Origin of the sequence: Psychrobacter sp. BF1, assembly GCF_019279065.1 — a bacterium.
Lineage (GTDB): Bacteria > Pseudomonadota > Gammaproteobacteria > Pseudomonadales > Moraxellaceae > Psychrobacter > Psychrobacter urativorans.
Genome location: NZ_JAGYWV010000001.1, coordinates 663,244 through 680,432 on the forward strand (window position 1 = coordinate 663,244; position 17,189 = coordinate 680,432).

14 protein-coding genes are annotated in these 17,189 nt (G+C 42.9%); 11 read left to right on the plus strand and 3 right to left on the minus strand.

Going from position 1 to position 17,189, the window contains the following annotated elements; genetic code table 11:
- Nucleotides 1-176 precede the first annotated feature (176 nt).
- The 8 genes from KZA12_RS02780 to KZA12_RS02815 all read left to right on the plus strand — a co-directional run bounded on the left by KZA12_RS02780 (nucleotide 177) and on the right by KZA12_RS02815 (nucleotide 10,732).
- The gene (locus KZA12_RS02780) at nucleotides 177-2,006 is read left to right on the plus strand and encodes an extracellular solute-binding protein (protein WP_218689132.1); all 1,830 of its coding nucleotides are present in this window, start codon (nucleotides 177-179) and stop codon (nucleotides 2,004-2,006) included.
- A gap of 207 nt (nucleotides 2,007-2,213) precedes the next feature.
- Nucleotides 2,214-2,993, plus strand: coding sequence for a hydroxyacylglutathione hydrolase (gene gloB / locus KZA12_RS02785; RefSeq protein WP_218689133.1), 780 nt, complete (start codon nucleotides 2,214-2,216; stop codon nucleotides 2,991-2,993).
- Between the two features lie 84 nt (nucleotides 2,994-3,077).
- Nucleotides 3,078-4,148: a microcin C ABC transporter permease YejB gene (yejB, locus tag KZA12_RS02790; RefSeq protein WP_201624386.1), complete on the plus strand. Its 1,071-nt coding sequence runs from the start codon at nucleotides 3,078-3,080 to the stop codon at nucleotides 4,146-4,148.
- Nucleotides 4,148-5,236, plus strand: a complete 1,089-nt coding sequence (locus tag KZA12_RS02795) for an ABC transporter permease (protein WP_256932785.1) — start codon at nucleotides 4,148-4,150, stop codon at nucleotides 5,234-5,236. Before yejB ends, KZA12_RS02795 begins: the two co-directional genes overlap by 1 nt.
- A 1-nt stretch (nucleotide 5,237) precedes the next feature.
- Nucleotides 5,238-6,881, plus strand: coding sequence for an ABC transporter ATP-binding protein (locus KZA12_RS02800; protein ID WP_218689134.1), 1,644 nt, complete (start codon nucleotides 5,238-5,240; stop codon nucleotides 6,879-6,881).
- A 304-nt stretch (nucleotides 6,882-7,185) separates the two neighbouring features.
- Nucleotides 7,186-8,391, plus strand: coding sequence for a peptide-methionine (R)-S-oxide reductase MsrB (gene msrB, locus KZA12_RS02805; RefSeq protein ID WP_218689135.1), 1,206 nt, complete (start codon nucleotides 7,186-7,188; stop codon nucleotides 8,389-8,391).
- A gap of 239 nt (nucleotides 8,392-8,630) precedes the next feature.
- Nucleotides 8,631-9,425 carry a YdcF family protein gene (locus tag KZA12_RS02810; RefSeq protein ID WP_218689136.1) on the plus strand — a complete coding sequence of 265 codons (795 nt, stop codon included), beginning with the start codon at nucleotides 8,631-8,633 and terminating at the stop codon, nucleotides 9,423-9,425.
- Nucleotides 9,426-9,601: 176 nt separating this feature from the next.
- Nucleotides 9,602-10,732, plus strand: coding sequence for an S-(hydroxymethyl)glutathione dehydrogenase/class III alcohol dehydrogenase (locus KZA12_RS02815; protein WP_201624379.1), 1,131 nt, complete (start codon nucleotides 9,602-9,604; stop codon nucleotides 10,730-10,732).
- A gap of 322 nt (nucleotides 10,733-11,054) precedes the next feature.
- Here KZA12_RS02815 and folE read toward each other — a convergent pair whose 3' ends face one another.
- A complete protein-coding gene (gene folE / locus KZA12_RS02820; protein ID WP_201624377.1) occupies nucleotides 11,055-11,651 on the minus strand; it encodes a GTP cyclohydrolase I FolE in 597 nt (198 codons plus the stop codon).
- A 316-nt stretch (nucleotides 11,652-11,967) separates the two neighbouring features.
- Here folE and KZA12_RS02825 point away from each other — a divergent pair, with 316 nt between their 5' ends.
- Both KZA12_RS02825 and KZA12_RS02830 read left to right on the plus strand, forming a co-directional pair.
- Nucleotides 11,968-12,777: an enoyl-ACP reductase gene (locus KZA12_RS02825; RefSeq protein WP_201624375.1), complete on the plus strand. Its 810-nt coding sequence runs from the start codon at nucleotides 11,968-11,970 to the stop codon at nucleotides 12,775-12,777.
- Between the two features lie 121 nt (nucleotides 12,778-12,898).
- Nucleotides 12,899-13,597: a YoaK family protein gene (locus KZA12_RS02830; protein ID WP_218689137.1), complete on the plus strand. Its 699-nt coding sequence runs from the start codon at nucleotides 12,899-12,901 to the stop codon at nucleotides 13,595-13,597.
- A 68-nt stretch (nucleotides 13,598-13,665) separates the two neighbouring features.
- On the opposite strand, the gene KZA12_RS02835 is transcribed toward KZA12_RS02830, so the two are convergent.
- Nucleotides 13,666-13,827: a hypothetical protein gene (locus tag KZA12_RS02835; RefSeq protein ID WP_201624371.1), complete on the minus strand. Its 162-nt coding sequence runs from the start codon at nucleotides 13,825-13,827 to the stop codon at nucleotides 13,666-13,668.
- Nucleotides 13,828-14,393: 566 nt separating this feature from the next.
- Between KZA12_RS02835 and KZA12_RS02840 the strand changes: the two genes are divergently transcribed.
- Nucleotides 14,394-15,815, plus strand: coding sequence for a DASS family sodium-coupled anion symporter (locus tag KZA12_RS02840; protein ID WP_218689138.1), 1,422 nt, complete (start codon nucleotides 14,394-14,396; stop codon nucleotides 15,813-15,815).
- Nucleotides 15,816-15,941: 126 nt separating this feature from the next.
- On the opposite strand, the gene KZA12_RS02845 is transcribed toward KZA12_RS02840, so the two are convergent.
- On the minus strand, nucleotides 15,942-17,168 hold the full coding sequence (locus KZA12_RS02845; protein ID WP_218689139.1) for a cupin domain-containing protein: 1,227 nt from the start codon (nucleotides 17,166-17,168) through the stop codon (nucleotides 15,942-15,944).
- Nucleotides 17,169-17,189: the final 21 nt, after the last annotated feature.

Consider the following 17,189-nt stretch of genomic DNA (forward strand, 5'->3'; position numbering starts at 1 on the left):
TACTGTCTGCTGAACGGATCGCTTGCTAAGCTCATCTTCGTAAAGCATTAGGTTAAAAAAGCGAAGTTTGTTATGATAAATTTTTGTAATTCAAATATTTTTAGTCAGCAGCTAAAGTAACTCGCTATATAAATTTGCTTTCATACTGCTGGTGATAATAAGTTACGACACTAACCATGATAAAAAATATTCTGCTAAAAACAGTGCTCTTAAGTGTGGCTATCGGCTGGATACCGACCAGTATAGCCAAGCCTATTACTATTACGGCGCTTGGGCATAATAGTACTGCTAAATATGTAGATGTCCCTTATATGCCCTATGCTAATCCTAAAGCGCCAACTGGTGGTACGCTATCGCTTGATGCGCGTGGCACTTTTAATGCCGCTAATAAGTGGATGACCACTGGGGTGGCGATGATAGGTACTGACTATCTTTACGATACCTTAATGACAGGCTCGTTAAACGAAGCCTTTACTATGTATCCGCAGCTAGCCAATAAAGTCACTTATGACCCTGATGATACCAGCTGGATTATTTATCATGTCGATCCAAGTGCGCGCTTTTGGGATGGCACGCCAGTGACTAGCGCTGATGTAAAGGCGACTTATGAGGCGCTACTGACCAAAGGCCCGATGTTTATTCGCAGCTATTTAGGCGATATCAAAAAGGTTGAAATTGTCGATAAGCAGCGAGTGAAGTTCACTTTTGTCTCCAGTGATAATAAGGAAATCCTGTTAACGGTTGGCCAGTTTCCAGTATTTGCTAAGTCCTCCATTGATGCTGATTTTGAAAAAATTAGTCTCACGCCTTTAATGGGTAGTGGCCCTTATAAGTTAGGTCGAGTAGAAGCAGGGCGTTCGGTTAGTTATGTGCGGGATCCTGACTATTGGGGTCGGGACTTGATGGTCAATCGTGGTCGCTATAACTTTGATAAGATTAAGTTTGTTTATTATCAAAGTGACGAGATTGCCTTTGAAGGCTTTAAATCAGGTCAATATCGTTTTCGTCCGGAGAATAAAGCCTCTAACTGGGCTACCGGTTATAATTTCCCAGCAGTAACCGCTGGCATGATCGATAAAGAAGCCATCAGCAGTCAAAATCCAGTACCGATGCAAGGTCTGATTATGAATATGCGTCGGCCCATTTTTCAAGATATCCGTGTGCGTCAGGCTTTGAGTGCTGCTTACGATTTTGAATGGATGAATAAAACTCTATTTCATGATCAATATGAGCGCTTACAAAGCTTCTTTCATGGCTCGGAGCTAGCCGCTTTAGGTACGCCATCAAAGGCGGAGATGAAAATAATCAGCCCATTGTTGCCTGAGCTTGAGCCTATACAGCGGCAGGGCGTATTGGAGGCGTGGCAACTACCTACTACTGATGGTGCTGGCTTTAATCGCCAAGGACTATTAAAGGCGCGGCAGTTATTATTGGCCGCTGGGTTCTATTATGATGATATGAAATTGTATCAACCTGATGGTAAGCCTGCACAGATTGAAATCTTAATGACTGGCGATACCTTAAGCCGAGTATTATTACCTTATATCCGTAATATTGAGCGTTTAGGGTTCGAGGCCAAGCTGCGCCAAGTGGATGGGCCACAATATTATGAGCGCATGCGTAGTTATGATTATGATATGACTGTAGATGTGTTTGCCCAAAGCTTATCGCCCGGTGCCGAGCAAGCTAGCTATTGGGGTAGCGCCGCCGCTAAGCAACTAGGGAATAACAATACTATAGGCGTCAACAATAAAGCGATAGATCAAGTGACCCAAGCGCTTGCAGATGCCAAAAGCCGTGATGAGATTATTGTATATACTCATGTGCTCGATCGTCTACTTCGTGCCGGTTATTATCTAGTGCCGTTATATGGTAAGTCAGGCACTAATGTGGCTTATTGGAACCAATACCGTCATGCCACGCTACCGACTAATGCTGTGGGCATAGATTACTGGTGGGTAGATAAAGCTGCCGAGGCAAAAGTAGACAAGTATTTAGGGCGTTAAACTAGTCTAAGATATAAAAGGTATTTAAAAACTTAAAGCTATCTATGACCTTAAAGCTATTTATGATATTTAAGTTATTAGCTAGGATAAGTCGCTAATTATAATTTTAAATGAACATTAATCAAGCTCAGTTGACCAAACCCGTTCAGCTTACAGCTATGGTTGCGGATAAAAACTAAAGACAGTTGCTAATAACAAGGATTTACTATGACTATTGAAATTCATCCCATTAAAGCTTTTAATGACAATTATATTTGGACATTAATCAATAAGAACAATAAACAAGCTATCGTGATTGATCCTGGTCAATCGGCTCCGGTAGCCGCCTATATGGAACAGCAGGGACTTGAGCTGACTTCAATTTGGACCACTCATCATCATTTTGATCATACTGGCGGCGTGATGGAGCTGCAAGAGCACTTTCCAATGACCCATATCGTGGCGCACAGTGAGCATGGGGTCGAGGAAGATCAAACTATCAAAGATGGTAGCACCGTAAGTGCTTGGGGCTGCTCAGCACAAGTTTGGGATATCTCAGGACACACTAACAGCCATATTGCTTATATCTTAGACATTGATAATCAAAAGCATTGTTTCTGTGGTGATACTCTGTTTAGTGGCGGCTGTGGTCGAGTATTCACTGGCACTATCGAGCAGCTGTACCAGAGCTTTAAGCGCATCGATGAGTTGCCGGCTGAAACCTTATTGTACCCAGCGCATGAATATACTGCCAATAACTTACGTTTTGCCTTAACTATTGAGCCGGAAAATGTAGCCATACAGCAAGCGCTAGTACAAGCTGAACAGCAAACGGCGCAAGGTGTACCGACTTTGCCCGTCACTTTGGAGCATGAGCGGGCCATCAATGTGTTCTTGCGAGTAACAGAAGCTAGCGTAATAGCAGGGGTGCAAGCGCAAATGACTATTGCTGATGAAGAGCCATTAACAGTATTCGCCGCGCTACGTGAGCTGAAAAATAATTTTTAGTTCTATGTTATGTAAGGTTATATGTAGAATTATTGAGTAGTCTGCTAGCTCTCTCCTCTATTTGCCGGTCAGGAAGTTGCCATTATGGGTCGTTATATCTTAAAGAGACTACTGCTTATATTGCCGACGCTGTTTTTGATATTATTGGCAAACTTTGTCATCGTGCAAGCCGCTCCTGGTGGCCCAGTGGAGCAGCAACTGGCTCTTATTGAGCAAGGAGCCAAAGATAATGCGCTTAATGGCAGTGTAGGTGCGGGTAGCTCTGGTGCTAATAGTAGTACTTATCAAGGAACACGTGGTCTATCAGAGGAGATGATCGCTGCTATTAATGCCCAGTATGGCTTTGATAAGTCAGCGCCAGAACGCTTTTGGTTAATGCTAAAGAATTATGCTCGCTTAGACTTTGGCGAGTCATTCTTTAAGGGTCAATCAGTGACTGAGCTGATTATAGAGAAGCTACCCGTGTCAATCTCGCTTGGGCTGTGGAGTACGCTGCTGATCTATCTGATAGCTATTCCGTTAGGGGTCTACAAGGCCATGCATCATGGCTCGTCTATTGATAAAGTGACGGCGATGCTATTGGCGATCGGTCATGCGATACCTGTGTTTGTGTTTGCGGTTATTTTACTAGTGTTTTTTGCTGGTGGTAGCTACTGGAATATCTTTCCGCTACAAGGGCTGACTTCAGAGAATTTTGATCAACTATCAGCGCTCGGCAAAATAAAAGATTATTTTTGGCATTTAGCTTTGCCGTTGCTGGCTAGTACGGTTGGCGGCTTTGCAGGCCTTACTTATTTGACAAAATTTAGCTTTTTAGAAGAGCTGGGCAAGCAGTATGTATTGACGGCTCGTGCCAAAGGTTTAGCAGAGCGCCAAGTATTATATGGCCACGTATTTCGTAATGCTATGTTGATTATCATTGCTGGTATTCCAGCGGCTATCGTCGGTATTTTCTTTGCTGGCAATTTTCTCATTGAGATTATCTTTAAGCTAGATGGGCTAGGGCTGCTAGGCTTTGAGGCTATCCAACAGCGTGATTATCCAGTGATCTTTGGTACTTTATTCATCTTTACTTTATTAGGTCTATTATTGCAGCTGATTAGTGATCTAAGTTATCACTTGATAGATCCACGTATTGATTTTGAGGGGCGCTAATGTCTACTGCGCAAATACCACCTACTAGTAGCGATACTATAGGCAAGCAAGAGCCTAAATCAAAAAAGCCACGCCTAAACCCAATCTGGCAAGCTCGTCTCAAACGCTTCGGTAATAATCGCTTAGGTGTTATATCGTTAGTGGTTTTTAGCTTAATATTTATTATTTGTATGGCTGCTAATGTGATTGCTAACGATAAGCCTTTATTAGTGCAGTATGACAATAGTTATTACTTCCCAGTAGCTAAGGCTTACCCTGAGACTACCTTTGGCGGCATTTTTGAAACTGAGACTAATTATAAAGACCCAGCGGTACAAGCGTTAATCAATGCTAAAGGCTATTATGTGATGCCGATTATCGCCTTCGCTGACCAAACGCCCAATGTCGAGCTAGCTATCCCTTATCCAGCCGCGCCCAATAGCCAGAACTGGTTAGGCACTGATGATCAAGGTCGTGATGTGCTGGCACGGATACTTTATGGTATGCGGGTGTCCTTATTATTCGGTTTAGCTCTGACTTTAGTAGGAGCACTGATTGGGATTATCGTAGGAGCTATTCAAGGCTATTATGGCGGTTGGGTGGATCTGGCAGGCCAGCGCTTTATGGAAGTGTGGGGCGGTATGCCGCAGCTATTTATGATTATTATTTTGGTCAGCTTATTTAGTCCTAGTATTAGTGTATTATTTGCGTTAATGCTGCTATTCGGTTGGATGGGACTAGTTGGCTTAGTGCGTGCTGAGTTTTTACGCGCACGTAATTTTGATTATGTGCGGGCGGCGCGTAACTTAGGAGTCGCCGATAGCCAAATCATGTGGCGACATATCTTACCTAATGCACTGGCATCGAGCTTATCGCAACTGCCCTTTATTTTAACCGCTAATATCATTGCCCTGACCGCTTTAGACTTTTTAGGATATGGTTTGCCGCCAGGTTCACCCTCGCTAGGAGAGCTGATGGTACAAGGTAAAAACAACTTAAACGCTCCTTGGCTGGCGTTATCAGGATTCTTCAGTTTGACCTTTATTTTATCGTTGCTAATCTTTATTGGCGAAGCGCTACGTGACGCGTTTGATCCGAGGCGCTCTTAATATGATGATAAATAATAAAACAGCGCCGGTGTTGACAGTGAGTGAGCTGAGTATCGTCACTAATACCGGCGCGACCTTAGTAGATAAGCTGGGTTATCAGCTGCAGCAAGGCCAAACGCTGGCTATCGTTGGGGAGTCAGGATCGGGCAAGTCTATTGCTAGCTTAGCGTTATTAGGGCTATTACCTAAGAGTCTAAACGTGACTGGTGATGTAGAGCTGGCAAGTTCAGCAGAGCAGTCGACTATGCTTGCCTTGCCGATAGCTAACCATGATTCACAAGATAAGGTATTGCGCTCAGTCCGTGGTCAGCGTATCGGCATGATATTTCAAGAGCCGATGACCGCCCTTAATCCACTGCATACGGTTGTCAAGCAAATCGCTGAGTCGCTGCGCTTGAGGGGCGTAGCCAAAAAACAATGGCGGATGCAGACTATTAAGCTGCTAAACGACGTCAATATTACTGACCCTGAAGATAAGCTAAATCGCTATCCGCATGAGCTTTCCGGCGGTCAGCGTCAGCGAGTGATGATAGCGATGGCGTTAGCGCAGCAGCCGGATATCTTGATTGCTGATGAACCAACAACTGCCCTTGATGTGACCCTGCAACATGAGATTTTATCGCTGCTCAATGACTTAAAGCGTGAGCATAATATGGCGATGATACTTATTAGCCATGATCTTAATCTGGTTAGGCGCTATAGCGATGAAGTTATCGTAATGCGTCAAGGGCAGACTATTGAGCACGGAACGACGGCAGCGGTTTTTGCCAATCCAAAAGCCGACTATACTCGTACTTTGATGCGCCAAGACTTTGGTCAAGCATTAGATATCCAGCAAAGTGGCTCAGATAAGCCGGCTATAGTGCTACAAGTTAAGCAGTTACAAGTACAATTCCCAGTGCAAAAAAACTTGTTTGGCACGACCAAGCGCTGGTTTGATGCAGTAACAGACATAGACATGAGCTTAGCGTCAGGACAAGCATTAGGCATTATTGGAGAGTCGGGTTCGGGCAAGACTACTATTGCGTTGGCTCTAAGTCAGCTGCTCAGCAATCAAGCTAAAGTCAGCGGTCAGATTATAGTCAATGGTCAAGATATGTCCTTATTGTCTAATAGCGAGCTACGCAAATTTCGCGCCCAAATTCAGATGATATTTCAAGATCCATTTGCTAGTATCAATCCTCGTATGACAGTGATGCAAATCATTGAAGAAGGGTTACTAGTGCAAGGTGTTGCAAAGGCAGCTCGAATACAAGCGGTTATAGACAGCTTAGAGACAGTGCACTTACCCAGCGAGTTTGTGTATCGTTACCCTCATGAGTTATCCGGCGGTCAACGGCAACGAGTGGCGCTAGCTCGAGCATTAGTGATGCAGCCACGGTTAATGATTCTAGATGAGCCCACTTCTGCGCTTGATAGCACTACTCAAGTAACCGTCGTTAATCTACTACGCGAAATTCAACAGCAGCGGCAAATCAGCTATGTATTTATTAGCCACGACCTAAAAGTAGTGCGAGCTTTATGTCAGCATATTATGGTGCTAAAAGACGGTATGTGCGTTGAGTCAGGAGCCACTGAAGCAGTGTTTAAGCATCCGCAGCATCCTTATGCCCAGTGCTTGTTACAAGCTGGCGTCAATAGTTAAAACAAATAACCTAATTAGAAAATTTTTGTTCCATGCGATGAGATGATTTACTCCATGAGATAAGATAACTTAATATAACTTAATATAACTTAAGATAAATAACTACTAAGGTGCATGGTTATAAAATATCTATAGTGATTATTAGTTAATTATTCTTCAAAGTTAGATAGCATTAGTAATGTATTCTAAAGGTAACTGTGAGCTTTAAAACCCCGAAATACTGTAAACATATAACATAATAGGAATATTTCAGTGATACCTAAGGGTTACAATGCAAACATAAAATCATTATTAGGATTTTCTGATGACATTCAAATCACAAGCCAAAATACTTGGCATCGCTTTAGTAGCCACTAGTGCTCTATATGCCGGTTGTACTGCAGCTGACAATAGCGCTACGGTAAAGAACCCTAGTGCGGCTAATCCTTATGCGCCTACTGATCCAAATCTGGCAGTGGCAACAGTAGCTGGCGGTTGCTTTTGGTGTGTGGAAGCCGGTTATGAAAAGATACCTGGGGTAGTAGAGGTGGTCTCAGGTTATACAGGTGGTAAGTCTGCAAATCCGACTTATACTACCGTGTCAGCCGGAGGCACTGGCCACACTGAAGCGGCGCAGATATATTATGATCCAAAGCAAATTAGCTATGATGGTTTACTACAAGCGCTTTGGCGTATTGCAGATCCTACCGATAGTGAAGGTCAGTTCGTAGATCGTGGTACTCAATATCGTCCCGCTATTTTTTATAATAATAAGCAAGAGCAGCAACAAGCAGAAGCGGCTAAGAAGGCATTAGAGGCCTCTGGAGTCTATAAAAAACCAGTAGTGATTGAAGTGGTTCCTGTCGGCGACTTTTATCCCGCTGAAGAGTATCATCAAGATTATTATAAAAAGAACCCGCTACGCTATAAGGCCTACACTTTTAACTCTGGTCGTTATCAGTTTATCGAAAGCGTATATGGCAAAGATTACGAATTAGATTTTGCCCAGTTTAAACCAGCCGCTGATAGCAGTGCGGCGCAGACAACAGCGAGCACTAAAGCTGGCGTAGGCTTTAATGCAGATGCTTTTGTAAAACCAAGCCAAGATGAGCTAAAAAAGTCACTTAGCAGTATGCAATATAAAGTCACGCAAAAGGACGGTACTGAACGTGCTTTTGATAATGAATATTGGGATAACAAACAGCCCGGTTTGTATGTCGATGTGGTATCAGGTGAGCCGTTATATTCCTCACGTGATCAATTCGACTCTGGTACTGGCTGGCCAAGCTTTATCCGACCGCTAAATGCTGAAATGGTTGTTGAAAAATCAGACTTAGGTATTTTTGGTAATCGTACTGAAATACGTAGCCGTTATGCTGATTCGCATGTGGGCCATGTATTTGATGACGGTCCAGCACCTACTGGCAAACGCTATTGCATGAACTCAGCAGCAATGCGTTTTGTGCCGTTGGCAGAAATGCAAGCAGCAGGTTATGGCAACTGGATTGACGATGTAAAAGCAGTCGGTTAAAGTTAATAGGCTAATGTCATAATTAGTCTTCTAATAACTGAACGTCCAATAAGCGATCATTGAATACATCGAATACATCGAGTAACAGTATACTAGTCAAAAATCGTTCCCCATTTTCTATTTATTGAGGTGGTGAGCGATTTTTTGCTGTTAAAAGCCGGTTGATAGCCGTATTTACTCAATCAAAACTATCTGCCCTTTAATACACTCTAAAATAACAAACTCTAACAAGCTGATTTATGTCAAAAGTATTGCTCACTGTATCACGGATCATGGTAGGCGCTATCGGCTTAGTGCTGATTGTAGATTGTGTATTATTAATCGCTGCTGGCAAGATTAATTTTGGTACCTTAGTGCCGCTAGGGTTAGGCGTTGTGTTGGTCATCCATAGCGTATACTGGCGATCCATCTACAACTATATGACAAAAACCCGTTGGCTTAAATATGGCTGGTATAGTCTATGGGTCTTATTACTGATTTGGCTAATTAGCTTTGCGCTATTCATTGAGTCCTTGCAGCAGCAAATCAAACGCAGTGCACAGCCACTACCACCAGTTGCGGCGATTATCGTATTAGGCTCAGGTACAGTAGCAGGTAAGCCTACGCCTACTTTAGCTAAACGTTTAGATACGGCAGTCACTATCATCAATGCTCAACCATCGGCCATTATAGTGACTAGTGGGGGTATTGGTTATGGGCGGCAACGTAGTGAAGCAGATATTATGGCCAGCTATTTGCATACAGAGCATAGCCTACCCTTTGAGAGAATTTTGCAAGAAGGCACTAGTACTAGCACTCAAGAGAACTTAGCGAACAGCAAGATTATTTTAGCGGCTCAAGAGGTGGATCTAGCGGAGCCTATTGCTATTGTTACTAGTGACTTTCATATTATTCGAGCAGCGGCTATAGCCCGTCATCAAGGTTATGAGCAGCCCATAACTGTAGCCAGTCCAACGCCGTTATCGATTCGCTATAACGCCTGGTTTCGAGAGTATTTTGCTTTTATCAGTGGCTGGCTTTTAGGTGAGTATTAACCCTAGTTTTATCGTGCTACATAACACTAAACAATGCTAAAACGACAATACTTTTATTGAGTGTCAAATCATATACAATGATCGCACTCATCTAAAATTCTAATGCATTAAATCGATGCATCGACAATTCAGTGCATCAATAAAAAATGATGCAGCAATTAATAAGAGAGAGGATTATGTCAGATAAATTTATTAAGTCAAAAGCGGCTATTGCTTGGGGCCCTAACCAGCCATTATCCATCGAAGAAGTGGATGTCATGTTGCCACGTAAAGGTGAAGTATTAGTAAAGATTCTTGCCAGTGGCGTTTGTCATACTGATGCTTATACGCTATCTGGTGAAGACCCAGAAGGCGTGTTCCCAGCGATCTTAGGACACGAAGGCGGTGGTATTGTTGAGCAAATCGGTGAAGGGGTGACTAGCGTACAAGTCGGCGATCATGTGATTCCTTTATATACCGCAGAGTGTGGGGTGTGCAAAATGTGTACTTCAGGCAAAACCAACCTTTGCTCAGCAGTGCGCGAAACTCAAGGCAAAGGCTTAATGCCAGATGGCACTACTAGATTCTATAAAGATGGTCAGCCTATTTATCACTATATGGGTTGCTCAACCTTTTCTGAATATACAGTATTGCCAGAGATTTCTTTAGCCAAAGTTAATAAAGAGGCTGAATTAGAAAAAGTCTGCTTGCTCGGTTGCGGGGTAACTACCGGTATGGGCGCCGTAATGAATACTGCCAAAGTTGAAGAAGGCTCTACGGTAGCTATTTTTGGTCTTGGTGGTATTGGTCTAGCGGCGGTTATCGGTGCAAAAATGGCCAAAGCCAGTCGTATTATTGGCGTTGATATTAACGCAGATAAATTTGAATTGGCCAAAAAGCTGGGCGCAACGGATTGTATCAACTCTAAAGACTACGACAAACCGATTCAAGAGGTCATCGTTGAGATGACGGATGGCGGTGTTGATTACTCGTTTGAGTGTATCGGCAATGTCGATGTTATGCGTTCAGCGCTTGAATGCTGCCATAAAGGTTGGGGCGAGTCAGTTATCATTGGGGTGGCTGGCGCTGGCAAAGAGATCTCTACTCGTCCATTCCAGCTAGTGACAGGCCGAGTCTGGCGTGGTTCAGCATTTGGCGGTGTTAAAGGCCGTTCAGAATTGCCAGGCTATGTTGAGCGTTATTTAGATGGCGAGATTCCATTGAATGACTTTATTACTCATACAATGCCACTAGAAGATATCAATAAAGCCTTTGAGCTGATGCATAATGGTGAAAGTATTCGCAGCGTTATTCACTTTGATGCCTAGTGCTCAGTGCTTAAAGATTAAAGCTCAAAAATCAGCTACTTTCGCTAGTGGTTATTGCTACGGTTTTTAGCAAAGCTTTTTAGAATCGCTCTTCATAATACTGATGCCATCTCACAATGAGGTGGTATTTTTTATGCTAAAAGGTAAGGCTCAAATGTTGAACCGTATGTTCTGACTCAAATCGGTTTTACCTAAGCTGGTTTTAGCTCAGTTAGTCTGACTCGGAATAATCGACTCAATAGCTATTAAACAAAGAAAAATTAAGCAAAAAAAGGAAGCCTAAGCTTCCTTTTTTATCGCAATACAGTCACTATGTAGGGGTCTAAAATGCAGCTTGACGCTTGGGCAATGCGCCCAAAAACTCATTGCGAGCTTGATTGTCATGAACATATTCACCTAACATGGCTGTGCTACGAGTGGTCGAATGCTGTTTGCTGACCCCACGCATCATCATACACATATGCGAGGCATCCATAACCACAGCAACGCCGCGACAACCAGTGACATCCATAATAGCTTGTGCTACTTGCTCACTTAAATTCTCTTGTACTTGCAAGCGTTGAGCAAACATATCGACAATACGGGCAAACTTAGATAACCCTAGTACTTGTCCATTAGGCAAATAACCTATATGGGCAACACCATGAAAAGGCAACATGTGATGCTCGCACAGTGAATAAAATTCAATATTCTGTACTAACACTAGCTCACGATTGGTCGACGGGAATATAGCGTCATTGACCACTTTATCTAAGTTCTGATGATAGCCTTGGGTTAAATGGGCAAAAGCTGTTGCTGCGCGTTTAGGGGTATCTTCAAGACCAGGACGCTCTAAATCTTCGCCTGTCGAAACAATAAGCTGACGATAAGATTCAATACTTTCATGGTAGTTTGAAGTTGCAATTGGGGTATTACTCATAAGGTTGTCAGCCGTCCAAAATGTGGGTATAACTTAATGCTAAATCCTATAGTGCTAACAACTGTCAGCAAGGGCTTTAAAACTGTGCAAGCTTGGAAGGATTGTGATTATACGTGAAAATAGATTAACTTCATACCGCTATAGGTAAGTCTTCCGGGTTATGGGCTGAGGATAACCAATAATGGCAATAATCACTATCAGTTTACGTCTGTTTACTTAATATGATTCGTGTATAATGAGCGAATAATCGATTGACCATTTATACTGTTGAACCACAATACTTCTAACTACTTTTATTGGTTAACAAGGACCTATTATGCTACTTCAAGGACAACGTTTTGTCGTCACTGGTATCGCCAGTAAGCTATCTATTGCTTGGGCTATCGCTGAAGCGCTGCATCGTGAGGGTGCTTCTTTAATTTTGACTTATCCAAATGATAAGATCAAAAAGCGGGTAGACATGGCAGCGGAACATTTTGAAGCGGACTTAGTGCTAGAGTGTGATGTCGCTTCGGATGAGTCTATAGCGGCTTGCTTTGAACAAGTGGCCGCTCATTGGAGCGATGGCATCGATGGGGTAGTACATGCCATTGGCTTTGCACCGATGGATCAACTCGACGGTGATTTCGTTAATGCCACCACTCGCGAAGGTAGTCATATCGCTCATGATATCTCAAGCTATAGCTTCGTAGCGCTAGCAAAAGCCGCACGTGAACTGTTAGCTATGCGTCATGGTTCTATGCTCACTCTAACTTATGAAGGTAGTATTTCGGTATTACCAAACTACAATGTTATGGGTATGGCAAAAGCCAGCTTAGAGGCTAGTGTTCGCTATCTTGCTACCTCAATGGGCGGCGAAGGTATTCGCGTTAATGCTATCTCAGCTGGTCCTATCCGTACCTTGGCGGCGAGCGGTATCAAATCCTTCCGTAAGATGCTCGATATCAGTGAAAAAATTGCCCCATTACAGCGTAATGTTAGCCAGATGGAAGTAGGTAATGCCGCCTTGTTCTTGTTATCGCCATGGGCTTCTGGTATTACTGGTGAGATTATGTTTGTTGATGCGGGCTTTAATACAGTAGCTATCAGTGAGCAGCTAATGATGTTAGGTGAAGCAGAGAAGTAATTTGACAGTTGTTTTAGCGGTTAATTTATAGCAGTTAAGATAAGTACTAGTGAGGCAGCCTTTGGGCTGTCTTTTTTGGTTATACTATGGCAATTTTGCCGTAATAAGCTAGGTAGTGGCTATGATAACCAGACTTCCAAGATGGATCCTATGGGGCGGAGCAGTATTAGCATTTAGTGCCGGCTGCCTTAATACTGCAGCACTTATGGGTTTTACTAATCTCTCAGTCTCGCATGTCACTGGTAACGTAAGCTTATTTTCAGCTGCTGTCGCTCACTTTGATTTGCGCAGTATCTTATATATTGGTGCCTCGCTATTATCGTTTTTGGCCGGTGCTGTACTGAGTGGCTTTGTCATCGGGCAAACCTCCTTAAAGCTAGGCCGACGTTACGGGACTGCGCTCTATATGGAAGCTGCGCTGTTACTAAGTAGCTGTTTTTTATATCAGCAGCATGATTATTTTGGGCAACTGGCAGCCGCTATGGCTTGCGGGTTACAAAACGCTATGGTAGCCACTTACAGCGGCGCGGTTATTCGTACTACTCATCTGACAGGTCTAACCTCAGATATGGGAGCAACTATCGGCAATTGGTTAGCTGGCCGAACTATTAGTAAGCCGACTCTGGGCTTTCAGGCTATTATCTGGTATTGCTTTTGTGGTGGCGGAGTAGTCGGTGCATTTTTGTATGCCAGAGTAGGCTATGGTGCGCTATTTGTGCCAATTACTATAGTATTAGTGGCGGCCTTTATTTATAACTACGCTTCTGAGCATTTACTAGAGAAGCGTCAACCTAGACAAAAAAAGCGCTCATCATTTTGATAAGCGCTGGTTAATTAGTGGTGAACAACATGGCTATTTATTCATAGCCTCAGTACTGTTTAGGAGTACTATTCATCCTCATCTTCTTCATGATCTTCATGCTCATGCATAGCCTTCATCATACCTAGTGCTGAGTCATCAGTACGTTGTTGATCTTCTTTGGCCAAGCCGTCCTGATTAATATCTGTTGGTGCCATTTTAGTCGTTGGATCGATCTTATCGCGTGACATAAAGTACTCCTTATAAACGGTTCTTATTGATATTTATTTTAATAAATTAACAATTCAGCTATTTAGTATGTTTCAAACCTTTATGCTTGTATAGGATGCAACTGCATTTATTTGATAATGATATGTAACGACATTATTATCGTCATCTATTATCACCCTCCACTATAGCCATCGATCATAATACTGATTTTTTACAACAGTAAGAAATCTTTGCTCAAAGCACAGTGGCGACGCAAACCTGCCAAATAGCGACAAAGAGCTCCTTAGCAAAGCTACTACATTTTTATCATTAGGCTACTATTAAAGCTAATAAAAAAATTTGCTGATCAGAAGATGGTTATTATTTTTAACAGTAGCCTAGTTATTATTGTAAATAATAGTTCAGGAAAGTCATATTATTGAGGGTGTTTTTCATAACTATTTTTTAATAAGCCTTTGGTAATGGTAAAGTGTATGACAGCACAGAGGGATAGAGTTATAGCTAAAACCAGCTAGCCTTTTTGGGTTTTTATATATTTTTCATCCCTTATTCCTAATGAAACCTCTTTGCACAATAAGGACATCTTATGTCAGAGCAAAAATTAGATAGCCATCTTCCTGATGATGGCGCTGGATATTTATTTACCGACACCTTTCCTAAAGGCACAGGTAAAGGCCTAATAGTGGTAGCGATAGCAGCGATCATTAGTATACTCATTTACAATGTATTACCTTACGATGATAGTGCCAATAAAGGGCTAGCTTTACTGTTTTTCATTGGTGTGCTGTGGCTAACTGAAGCCTTGCACGTAACTATTACCGCATTACTAGTGATAGTGATTGGCGCGCTAATCGGTATACCAGATTTCGATGCTAAAATAGGTTTGCAGAGTTTCGCTAGTCCCATTATATATCTGTTTTTTGGTGGCTTCGCCCTAGCAGCAGCTTTGCATGTCCAACAGCTGGATAAAAAGATTGCGCTAAAGATCTTGTCACTGTCAGGAGGTAAGCTGGGTACTGCAGTATTTTTGATATTTGGGGTCACTGCATTCTTGTCAATGTGGATTTCTAATACCGCTACTGCTGCTATGATGTTGCCCTTAGCCTTAGGTATTTTGACTCAAGTTGACCGCGAAGAAGACCGAGGTACTTTTGTATTTGTGCTCCTAGGTATCGCTTATTCTGCCAGCTTAGGAGGGTTAGGGACTATCGTCGGTTCCCCTCCCAATGCTATCGCTGCTAAGGCGCTGGATATCACCTTTATTGACTGGATGAAATTTGGCATTCCTATTATGTTGGTACTATTGCCAGTGGTGATAGGGTCGATGTACGTAGTACTCAAACCTAACCTTAAGCGTAAGGTCACGCTTAGTGAAGCTGAGCCTATTGCTTGGACTAAGCCGCGCGTAGTGACCATTATCGTATTTATAGTGACGGCATTGAGCTGGATATTCTCCAAGAAGATCGGCGCGGCATTGGATATTACCGATACCGATGCTCTCGTTGCCTTAACGGCAGCAGCAGCGGTTGTCAGCTTAGGGTTAGTCTCATGGAAAGAGGTGTCTGATAATACGGACTGGGGCGTGCTTATGCTGTTCGGTGGTGGTATTGCTTTATCCACAGTGCTGGAGGTTTCAGGTGCATCGCTAGTATTAGGTACTACGGTCGCTAATGCCTTAGCAGCATCGCCTATCATTGTGGTTATGATTGCCGTATCGGGATTTATTATATTCTTAACAGAGTTTGCCTCAAATACTGCATCAGCCGCTTTACTAGTCCCAGTATTTGCAGCTATTTCTCAACAAATGGGCTTACCAAAAGAGGTGTTAGTATTAATCATAGGTATCGGTGCTTCTTGTGCCTTTATGCTACCTGTGGCCACGCCACCCAATGCCATTGTGTTCGGTACTGGGCTGATTAAGCAGACCGAGATGATACGTGTTGGGGTAGTTCTTAATATCATTTGTACGGTGATCGTAGGGCTGTGGGCGTATTTTTTCTTACTGTAATCAAATGACTATTGCTGTCATTTAAGCTAGTAATAGCCGATAAAAAACCCGATTTCTAGCGTCTATCATCTCTAGTCATCGGGTTCTTAGGGTGTATAAGCTCAATCTAACAGCCGCTAAGTGACATTACTCTGGATAATCTAGCCATATCCAACCATTGTCTAACCATTCCATTAACTCGTCAGCATCAATATCATTTACGTCATCTTCTTTAATAACTTCACCGTCCGCTAAGCGCATTAAAAGCTTAGTTGCGGTTTCATCCAAGCCGTCAAGTCGTTGACCATTAGCGTATAACGTCACTAAACCATTGTGTGGCTTAGTGCCAGCTTTGTTATAAAGAAGCCGATTACTATAGTCAGCTTGTAAGGTCGCCCCTTCAGCTAAGGCTTGTATCAGCTCATCAGTAGTTAAGCTTTCTTCTGGAACCAGCACATCGTATTGACGCTTACTGACTACTTCGCAGACGGCTTGCCGAATGATATCAGCACCCAAGTCTGACTGCAGTAGCTGTAGTAATTGAGCGGTAATAGCCTCAATACTAGCGGCTTGCAATTCACCTGACGCCTGCACGGTTTGTGGTAATAACATCGGAATAAACAGCTTGCTATGATTAGTAGCTACATCAGCTAAACTATCGATGATTTGCATCAGATTCGGACGGCGACAGCCAAATGAAAAAGTAAGGCAGTCATCTTCTGCTAAGCCAAAATGAGCTAGCTTAGGCGGTACGTATAACACATCACCAGCAGCTAAAACTTCATCAAATATTATCTCACCCATATCATCAAAGATACGAATAGGCTCACCTTCGACGAACTCAGTATGCTCATCACAGAACTTACCTAATTGCCAGCGTCTAGAGCCATAGCCTTGTGCTAAAAATACATCGTAATCATCATAATGCTTACCTACTGACCCGCCTTTAGGAGCGTAAGATACCATGATGTCATCACGCTGCCACTGCGGAATGAAGTCAAAAGCTTGCCACAACTGGCCAAGCTCAGGCGACCATTGCTCAAGGTTCTGTACTAGCACTGTCCATTGCTCTGGCAAGCCATCAAAGTCCGCGGCGCTTAAAGGACTTTTCTTTACTTGCCATTGAGCATGGTTTTGTTTATCAGGGTCACCATTCTTGAGGCTAGTGGATGCTGATGAAGGGGATGCTTGCTGAGTTAATAATCTAGCCGTAGCATCTTCATCTAGTGCCAAGTTCAAAATATCATCAGGTTCAAACATAGCTATGAGCTGCGGCAAACCTTGTCTAATTAGTAACGGTTTTTTTTGCCAGTAGTCGCTTAAAAACTGCTCTGGGGTTATCGAGTCAGGCAAGCATAATTTTAAAGAGCTCATTAATAAATCCGTATTATTTAA